Genomic DNA, 9,093 nt, shown 5'->3' on the forward strand with positions numbered 1-9,093 from the left:
CCCGCGCGCAGGGTGCGGCGCAGCGAAGCGTCGAGGCTCAGCGCCGCGGGTTGCAGGTCGTTGCCGAGCAGCGGCGCCAACTGCGCCGCATCCCCGGAGGCCAGCGCGGCCAGCACCGGTTCGGCCGATTCCAGGCGCGGCGGCAGGTTGCGATCGTCGGCCGCACGCAGTCGGTCGATCTCGCCGAAGACCTTCCTGGTGGACAGTTCGCCGGCCGAGAATGCCAACACCCAGTGAAATGTGTTGCGGGCGAGGACGGTTGCCAGTTCCTCGCCCCGGCCGGTGCCCAACGCCGTACCGCCGTGCAACGCGAACGGCACGTCACTGCCCAGCTGTGCGGCCAGCGCATGCAGGTCCCGCCGCGGCACGCCGAGCTCCCACAGCGAGTTCATCGCCACCAGCACCGCAGCCGCGTCGGCACTCCCGCCGGCCATTCCGCCGGCGACCGGGATCGTCTTCTCGATCGAGATCGCGACGTCCGGGGTCCGACCGACGTGCTCGGCCAGCAGTTCGGCGGCGCGCCACGCGAGGTTGCGCTCGTCGGTGGGCAGCGATTCCGCGCCCTCGCCCGTGACCTCCACCGACAGCATGTCGGCGGTCGTGACGGTCACCTCGTCGAGCAGTGACACGGCGTGGAAGACGGTGGCCAGTTCGTGGTAACCGTCATCGCGCCAGTCACCGACCTCCAGATAGAGGTTGACCTTGCCGGGAACCTGGACACTCACCGATCCGGTGGGCACCCATTCCGATGCGGTATTTCCGTCGTTCGCGGACACCGCTCGACACTAACGCCGCAACGACCCGCGGGGGCACCCGACGCCTGGGCGGTCCCGCCCTATCGCGCGGTGATCTCCGATGCTTGGTCGACGTCGACCGCGGGTTCCTCGACCGGCTGCTCGGCAGCGGGTGCGGCCTTGGGCGTGATGTGCCAGTCCGCGGAACGCTGCAACAACCGCACGAAGTCGGCGACGGCGAGCGTCTCACCACGGCGCGACGGATCGATGCTGGCAGCCAGCAGCCGGCTGGCCGACTCGTTGCCCGAACCCGCCCATTCGGCGAACGCGTTGCGCGAGGTCTTGCGCCGCTGTGCGAATGCCACGTCGATGAGCTCGAATACCTGCTCACGGAACTCGGGATCGGTGGGCCAGGGGGACGTCTCGTGCCGGTCGATGCGCACCAGGCCGGAGTAGACGCGCGGAATCGGCCAGAACACCGTCGGTGACACCATGCCGTAGCGCCGCACATGGCCGTAGAACCGGACCTTGACGCTGGGCACGCCGTACTCCTTGCCGCCGGGTTCGGCGGCGAGGCGCTCGGCGACCTCGGCCTGCACCATCACCATGACGGTGCGGATGGACGGGAACTCGGCAAGCAGATGAAGCAACGCCGGGACAGCCACGTTGTACGGCAGGTTCGCCACCAGGGCCGTCGGCATCTCGGTGAGATCGGACTTCTTGAACGTCAGGATGTCGCGGTTGAGCACCGTCAACCGGTTGATCTCGCTGTGCGAGTGATCCGCGATCGTCGTCGGTAGCTGGCGGGCCAGCACCGGGTCGATTTCGACGGCGGTCACCTTGGCGCCGCGGTCGAGCAGCGCCAGCGTCAGCGAACCGAGACCCGGGCCGACCTCGAGGACGTGGTCGGAACGGTTGACGCCGGAGGCCGACACGATGCGGCGCACAGTGTTGGCGTCGTGGACGAAGTTCTGACCGAAAGACTTGCGCGGCCGGAAGTCCATGGCCTTAGCCAGGTGGCGAATCTCAGTTCGCCCGAGCAGCCGAATTGTCACGACGCACCGATCCTCCCGCTACAGGTCGGCCACGCCCCCCAACCTTGACGCGCCCGAGTTACTTCAGCAATCGCGATCTGCTCTTCTCTAGTTGCCAGATCCGCCCTCGCAGCATAGCGCAGACCACCGCTGCGCTCCCACGTGTTTTGATCAAATTGGACGCCACCAAAATATCCATTGCCGGTATTGATGGCCCAATTACCTCCCGCTTCGCAGCGGGCGAGCGCGTCCCAGGTGGCCCCGTTGGAGACCGGGGGCACCTCGGTGCCTGGTTTCGCGCCCACTCTGAGCACACCGTCGCGGGCCGGCGTAACGACGACATTGGCTACTGGCAGCTTGCCGGTTTCGACGCCGTTGACCTTGGCAACCGCGAAGGTGACGTCCTGCGTGCCGGGCTGCCCCGGATCCTCGACGATCTGTCGGCTCATGTTGAGCGTGACATCCTCGATGCGCTGGTTTTTCGGTGCCAGAGGCACTCGCTGGGTGATTTTTTCGATGCGGATCCGGGTGACCTCGACCTGCATCCCGTCGACCACCGGCGACGACGTTGCCGGGACGACGGTATCCCTTTGCTGCAGTGGAGCACCCGCGGCATCGAGCAGCGCGGCGACGTTCGGTGCGGCCAGATGCACCGCACGGATTGCGCCACCGTCGTTGATCTGCACCGTCTTCGGGCTGACCACCGGCAACGCCATGCCACCGAGGGGTACCCGGCTACCGCGAGACGCGGCCACCGGCGCCTTGTCGGTCATCTCGAGCTGGGCCAGTGCTTCCTGCACGGTCGACGCGGTCGTCCACACCTGCTCGGAGCCGCCGCCGTCGGTGGAGATGTCCAACGGGCGGCTGCGACGCAGCACGATCGTCCCGGCCTGTTCCACCGGCGAATCTGCGGCCGGAAAGAGGTCGTCGCGGTCGCCGACCTGGTAACCGTTCTCCTCGACGACGTCGATCACCCGGGTCTTCATCGTCGGCACCGTCATCGAGGCACCGTCGACCGTCAGCGTCACCGTCTTGTGGGCGGCAACCGCGGTTCCGCCCGCAAACACCAAAGCCAGCAATGTCGCGGCGACAACCACCCGCAGCATCGGCGAGCGCGTCTGATGAAGTCTGTTCAAAGCATTCAAGATCGTCGTCTATCCCCGACTAGAGCAGTACGCGCAGCACAGCGGCCAGCACGCATTTGATTACAAGACGGTAACGAAGTGGTCTACGAGCGGCAACTCTGCAGCCCGTACGTGCGTTCCGCCGTCGCGGAGGTCTCTTCTGCGATGGTCTCCGCGGACCGGCCGACGATGTCGGCCAGCGCACGCACAGTGTAGGGCAGGCAATAGGGCTCGTTCGGCGCGCCGCGATACGGGTGCGGGGTGAGGAACGGCGCATCGGTCTCCACGAGCAGTTGCTGCGAAGGGATGAGCACGGCGGCTTCCCGCAGTTCACGGGCGTTGCGGAAGCTCACCGTGCCGGACAGGCTGAGCAGCCAACCCGCCGCCACACACGTGCGCGCCATCTCCACGCCGGAGGAGAAACAGTGGAATATCACAGTCTCGGGCGCACCCTCGGCGCGCAGCACGTCGAGCACCTCGGCGTCGGCGTCCCGGTTGTGGATCATCAACGGCTTGCCGCTGCGCTTGGCCAGGTCTATGTGCCATGCGAAGGCCTCGCGCTGCTCGGCGGGCCCGGCGCAGCCCTCCAGCCGGCCCGGCCAGTACATGTCCATGCCCGTCTCCCCGATCGCGACCACCCGCGGATCGGCGGCCAGCCGCTCGATCTGCGCCCTGGCCTCGTCGGTCAAAGCAGCGGCCCGGGTCGGATGCAGCGCCACCGCGGCGTACACCCGCGGATCCCACGACGCCGCGTCCACCGCCCAACGCGCCGAGGCCAGGTCGTCGGCGATGGTGACGACCGCCTGCACGCCCGCCCGGGCGGCGCGGTCGACGATGGCGCGGACGTCGTCGGCGTCGGCAGCGCCGCAGGCGTCCAGATGGGTGTGTGCGTCGACGAGGGGCGTCAGCGGCTCCGGCAGGGGCGGCGGCTCGCGCCGCTGTTTCGTAGAGCTCACCGCTCACACTTTAAGGTTGCCTTCTGATGCCTGAAACACTCCCCGGCGCGGGGACGCGCACCCCTGACTCACTCCCCGGCGCGCCGTACTACATCACCACCGCGATCGCCTACCCCAACGGGACCCCGCACATCGGCCACGCCTACGAGTACATCGCGACCGACGCCGTGGCCCGGTTCAAACGCCTCGACGGCTTCGACGTCCGCTATCTCACCGGCACCGACGAGCACGGACTGAAGATGGCGCAGACGGCAGCCGCCGAGGGCATCCCGACCGCCGAGCTGGCGCGGCGCAACTCCGATGCGTTCCAGGCGATGCAGCAGGGTCTCGGCGCGACGTTCGACCGGTTCATCCGCACCACCGACGCCGACCACCTCGAGGCGTCCGTCGACATCTGGAAACGGATGGACGCGGCCGGCGACATCTATCTGGACTCCTACTCGGGCTGGTACTCGGTGCGCGACGAGCGCTTCTACACCGACGACGAGCTCGAAGAACGCCCCGACGGCTCACGGGTCTCCATCGAGACGCGGACCGAGGTCACCTGGACCGAGGAACAGACGTATTTCTTCCGGCTGTCCGCCTACGCCCAGCGACTGCTGGACCACTACGCGGCGCACCCCGAGTTCATCGGCCCCGACGTGCGGCGCAACGAGATCGTCAGCTTCGTCTCCGGAGGACTGCGCGACCTGTCGATCTCGCGGACCACGTTCGACTGGGGAGTGCCCGTCCCCGACCATCCCGACCACGTGATGTACGTCTGGGTCGACGCGCTGACCAACTACCTCACCGGTGTCGGCTTCCCCGACACCGACTTCGAGGACTTCAGAAAGTACTGGCCGGCCGACCTGCACATGATCGGCAAGGACATCATCCGGTTCCACACGGTGTACTGGCCGGCGTTTCTGATGTCGGCCGGTATCGAGCTGCCGCGCCGGGTGTTCGTACACGGGTTCCTGCTGGTCAGCGGCGAGAAGATGAGCAAGTCCGTCGGCAACGTCGTCGACCCCGTTGCGCTGGTCGAGGCGTTCGGGCTCGACCAGGTGCGTTACTTCCTGCTGCGCGAGGTGCCGTTCGGGCAGGACGGCAGCTACAGCGAGGACGCCATCATCGGACGGATCAACGCCGACCTCGCCAACGAGTTCGGCAACCTCGCCCAGCGGTCGTTGTCGATGGTCAACAAGAACCTCGACGGCGTGGTGCCCGAGCCCGGACCGTTCACCGACGCCGATCGTGAGTTGCTTGCGCTCGCCGACGAATTGCTCCCCAAGGTTCGCGCGCACTTCGACGTGCCCGCCATGCACCTCGCGCTGGAGGCGATCTGGTCGGTGCTCGGAGCGGCCAACCGGTACTTCTCGTCGCAGGAGCCGTGGGTGCTGCGCAAGACCGACACCGAGGAGGCCCTGGTGCGGTTCGCCACGGTGCTGTACACGACGCTGGAGGTGGTGCGCATCGCCGCGTTGCTGAGCCAGCCGGTGATGCCCGACGCGACCGCGAAGCTCCTCGACCTGCTCGGCCAGTCCGGCGACCAGCGCTCGTTCGCCGCGCTACCGGTGCGGCTGGCGCCCGGGACCGTGCTTCCCGCCCCCACCGGTGTCTTCCCGCGCTTCCAACGCGACTGAGTTTCTCCTATACAGAAGTGATGCGCGTCACGTCGTGTCACATCCGGACCGCCGCCGGTGTCTCGAGGGCAGTTCCGAGAAAAGGAGAGACACCATGATCGAGAAGACTGCTCGCCAGAACACCAAGGTCGTCGTCGTCGGTGGCGGCTACGCCGGCGTCCTGGCCGCTAACCACCTGCGCCTCGACGACAGCATCGACATCACGTTGATCAACCCACGGCCGTCCTTCGTCGAGCGGATCCGGCTGCACCAGTTCGTGACCGGATCAGACGATGCGGTGGTCGACTACGGCACAGTGCTCGGTGAGGGCGTCGACCTGGCCGTGGACTCCGCGACGCAAATCGACACCTCCGCGCGCCGGGTCGAACTGGCCTCCGACGGCAGCATCGACTACGACTACCTGATCTATGCCGTGGGCAGCACTGCCGCCGCCCCGACGGTCCCCGGTGCAGCCGGATTCGCTTACCCGATATCGGAATACGAACACGCCGAACCGCTGCGGGCGGCGGTGGCGGCCGCTGGCGCCGACGCGCCGCTGTGTGTGGTCGGCGCCGGACCCACCGGTCTGGAGGTGGCGGCCGAACTCGCCGAGAAAGGCCGGCACGTGACGCTGATCTGCGGCACGGTGATGGGCCCCTACCTGAGCACGCGGGCCCGTCGCGCGGCCGCCAAGCGGATGGCCAAGCTCGGCGTCACCGTGACCGACGGTCCGGGCGCCGTCGTGACCGAGGTGCTTCGCAACGCGGTGATGCTGGCCGACGGCCGCAGGGTCGCCGCCGCCGTGACGATCTGGACCGCCGGGTTCGGGGTGCCCGACCTGGCCGTGCGCAGCGGCCTGAGCACCGACGCGATCGGCCGACTCCTCACCGACGAAACCCTGACCAGCATCGACGACCCCCATATCGTCGGGGCCGGCGATGCGACGGCGCCGTCGGACCTGCCGCTGCGGATGAGCTGCCAAGCGGCGATCCCGCTGGGCGCGCAGGCCGCGAACACGGTGCTCAGCCGGATCGCCGGCACCTCGCCGAAACCGTTGAACCAGGCCTTCACCGGGCAGTGCATCAGCCTCGGCCGGTCGGCGGGGCTGATCCAGATCGCCCATCTCGACGACACCGTGACGCCCCTCTACCTCGGGGGCCGCGCCGCGGCGAGCATCAAGGAGGCGGTCTGCAAGGGCACGATCTCGTTCCTGTCCCGGGAAGCCCGCAAACCGGGTAGCTACTTCTGGCTCAAGGGTGGAAAGCGCCGGCAGAAGCTGGCAGCCCAACCGGTGCCGTCGTGAGCGAACACGCCGAACGCTTCACGCATCTGCGGCCGCTGCTTTTCACGATCGCCTACGAGATCCTCGGCAGCGCAACCGAATCCGACGACGTCCTGCAGGATAGCTACCTGCGGTGGGCCGACGTGGACCTGGAAAAGGTGCTCGACACCAAGGCCTACCTCGGCCAGCTGGTCACCCGGCAGTCGCTGAACACGCTACGGGCGCAGTCGCGGCGCCGGGAAGAGTACGTCGGGCCGTGGCTGCCGGAGCCACTGCTCACCGAGCAGGACGCGTCCACCGATGTGGTGCTCGCCGAGTCGGTGTCGATGGCGATGCTGGTGGTGCTGGAGACGTTGACCCCGGATGAGCGGGCGGTGTTCGTTCTGCACGAGGTGTTCGGCTTCTCCCATGACGAGATCGCCGCGACGATCGGCAAATCGGCGTCGGCGGTGCGCCAGATGGCGCACCGCGCCCGCGCCCACGTGCAGGCGCGACGTAAGCGGTTCCAGCCCGTGGACGCCAAGGTGTCCTCCGAGCTCAGCTCTCGGTTCTTCACCGCGGCCGCCACCGGCGACCTCGACGGCCTGATGGCGATGCTCGCGCCCGACGTGGTGTGGACCGCCGACAGCGACGGCAAGGTCAGCGCGGCCCGCCGGCCGGTGGCGGGGGCGGACCGCGTGGCCAGACTCATCCTCGGGTTCATCCGGCTGGCCGGTTCCGACGGCAGGGTCGAACCCGCGATCTACAACAGCGCTCCCGGCTTGGTGCTCTATCTCGGCGACCATCTGGAGGGGGTTGTCACCTTCGAGGTGATCGACGGCCGGATCACCAACTTCTACGCGATGCGCAACCCCGAGAAGCTGGCCACCGTGATGGTGCCCCGCCGGATCGGCCGGTAACCGGTAGCCCACGGCAGGCTCGGGTCTGTCAGGCTGGGTCGGTGCGCATCGATCGACTCGGCGACCTGGGCGATGCCTCGTCGGTGCTGCGCGCGCTAGGGGCGGCCGCGACCTCGCACGGCGTGGCCCCTCCCGCAGCCCTGACCGGCGCCTGGTTCGGGTCGCGGGCGATCATCGCGCCGTCGCTGACAGCGTCGGAGGTCCCGGCCGGCGAGGTCTTCGACGTCGCACCCGGACACCGCACCGACGGCCCGGTCGGGGGCGGCTGGTTCGGGTATCTGTCCTATCCCGACGCCGGCGCCGACGGGCTGGGGCCGCGGATTCCGCAGGCTGCGGGCGGCTGGACCGACAGCGTGCTCCGATGTGACGGCGACGGCACCTGGTGGCACGAAAGCCTTTCCAGGGCACCGCTTTCCGGTTGGGTTTCGGATGCTCTGCGGAATCCCGTTACCCCCCGCCGCACGCAGATCGCCTGGGGCCGGGCAGACCGGGCGGCCCACCACCGGGGCGTGCTCGACTGTCTGGACGCCATCGGCGCCGGTGAGGTGTACCAGGCCTGCGTGTGTACGCAGTTCACCGGAACGTTCGCCGGTGACCCCCTCGATTTCTTCGCCGAGTCGGTGTCCCGGACCGCTCCCGCCCGCGCGGCCTACGTGGCCGGGGACTGGGGTGCGGTGGCGTCGCTGTCCCCGGAGTTGTTCCTGCGCCGCTGCGGTGAGGCGGTGACGTCGAGCCCGATCAAGGGCACGCTGCCGGCAGACGCCGACCCGGCCGGGCTGCGCGCCTCGATCAAGGACGTCGCGGAGAACATCATGATCGTCGACCTGGTGCGAAACGACCTGGGGCGAGTGGCCCGCACCGGGTCGGTGTCGGTGACCGAACTGCTCGCGGTGCGCCCGGCGCCGGGCGTCTGGCATCTGGTGTCCACGGTCTCGGCGCGGGTGCCCGCCGATCTGCCGATGTCGGCCATGCTGGACGCGACGTTCCCGCCGGCGTCGGTGACCGGCACCCCGAAGGGGCGGGCCCGCGAACTGCTGACCGGGTGGGAACCCCACCGGCGCGGCGTGTATTGCGGCACAGTAGGACTGGCATCGCCGGTGGCCGGCTGCGAGCTGAACGTGGCCATCCGCACGGTGGAGTTCGCCGCCGGTGGGACAGCGGTGCTCGGCGTCGGGGGCGGCATCACCGCCGACTCCGACCCGGGCCGCGAGTGGGACGAGTGCCTGCACAAGGCCCGGCCGATCATCGGTCCTGTCGGCGCCCTGACGTCAGTCGCGCGCGCGTAGCACCGCGTCGTAGAGCTCGCGGCGCGACGGAGCGCCGGGGTTCGCGGCGACCACCTGGGCGCACGCGTCCTTGACCCGCATGCCGTCCTCGACCAGCCGGTTGACGTCGGCCACCAGCGCCTCGGGGTCCGCGGTCGGGGTGGCCCCGGCCAGCACCACGGTGACCTCGCCGAGCAC

Annotated in this window: 8 protein-coding genes and 1 pseudogene; 4 read left to right on the forward strand and 5 right to left on the reverse strand. The window is 68.8% G+C overall.

The genetic code is table 11. The features are described 5' to 3' along the window. The 4 genes from WA944_RS04095 to WA944_RS04110 form a co-directional block, all read right to left on the reverse strand. Positions 1-776, reverse strand: a 776-nt coding sequence (locus WA944_RS04095) for a 4-(cytidine 5'-diphospho)-2-C-methyl-D-erythritol kinase (protein ID WP_526646411.1), incomplete at its 3' end; no start/stop codon positions are given. A 59-nt stretch (positions 777-835) separates the two neighbouring features. Further along, positions 836-1,738, reverse strand: a complete 903-nt coding sequence (gene rsmA, locus WA944_RS04100; protein ID WP_526609885.1) for a 16S rRNA (adenine(1518)-N(6)/adenine(1519)-N(6))-dimethyltransferase RsmA — start codon at positions 1,736-1,738, stop codon at positions 836-838. 47 nt (positions 1,739-1,785) lie between these two features. Beyond that, positions 1,786-2,913: a transglycosylase family protein gene (locus WA944_RS04105; protein ID WP_526609887.1), complete on the reverse strand. Its 1,128-nt coding sequence runs from the start codon at positions 2,911-2,913 to the stop codon at positions 1,786-1,788. A gap of 83 nt (positions 2,914-2,996) precedes the next feature. Continuing rightward, positions 2,997-3,848, reverse strand: coding sequence for a TatD family hydrolase (locus tag WA944_RS04110; RefSeq protein WP_526609889.1), 852 nt, complete (start codon positions 3,846-3,848; stop codon positions 2,997-2,999). A gap of 26 nt (positions 3,849-3,874) precedes the next feature. Here WA944_RS04110 and metG point away from each other — a divergent pair, with 26 nt between their 5' ends. From metG to WA944_RS04130, 4 genes are all read left to right on the forward strand, one after another. Continuing rightward, the gene (metG, locus tag WA944_RS04115; protein ID WP_526374032.1) at positions 3,875-5,470 is read left to right on the forward strand and encodes a methionine--tRNA ligase; all 1,596 of its coding nucleotides are present in this window, start codon (positions 3,875-3,877) and stop codon (positions 5,468-5,470) included. Positions 5,471-5,564: 94 nt separating this feature from the next. Further along, on the forward strand, positions 5,565-6,752 hold the full coding sequence (locus WA944_RS04120) for an NAD(P)/FAD-dependent oxidoreductase (protein WP_526374033.1): 1,188 nt from the start codon (positions 5,565-5,567) through the stop codon (positions 6,750-6,752). Then, positions 6,749-7,630 carry an RNA polymerase sigma-70 factor gene (locus tag WA944_RS04125; protein WP_526646413.1) on the forward strand — a complete coding sequence of 294 codons (882 nt, stop codon included), beginning with the start codon at positions 6,749-6,751 and terminating at the stop codon, positions 7,628-7,630. The genes WA944_RS04120 and WA944_RS04125 overlap by 4 nt, the downstream gene beginning before the upstream one ends. Positions 7,631-7,671: 41 nt before the next feature. After that, the gene (locus tag WA944_RS04130; RefSeq protein ID WP_526609893.1) at positions 7,672-8,916 is read left to right on the forward strand and encodes an aminodeoxychorismate synthase component I; all 1,245 of its coding nucleotides are present in this window, start codon (positions 7,672-7,674) and stop codon (positions 8,914-8,916) included. Here WA944_RS04130 and WA944_RS04135 read toward each other — a convergent pair. Further along, positions 8,899-9,093, reverse strand: a pseudogene (locus WA944_RS04135) (16S rRNA (cytidine(1402)-2'-O)-methyltransferase); the annotation flags it as partial. The gene WA944_RS04130 and the pseudogene WA944_RS04135 overlap by 18 nt on opposite strands.

Source organism: Mycobacterium sp., from assembly GCF_049683355.1.
GTDB lineage: Bacteria > Actinomycetota > Actinomycetes > Mycobacteriales > Mycobacteriaceae > Mycobacterium.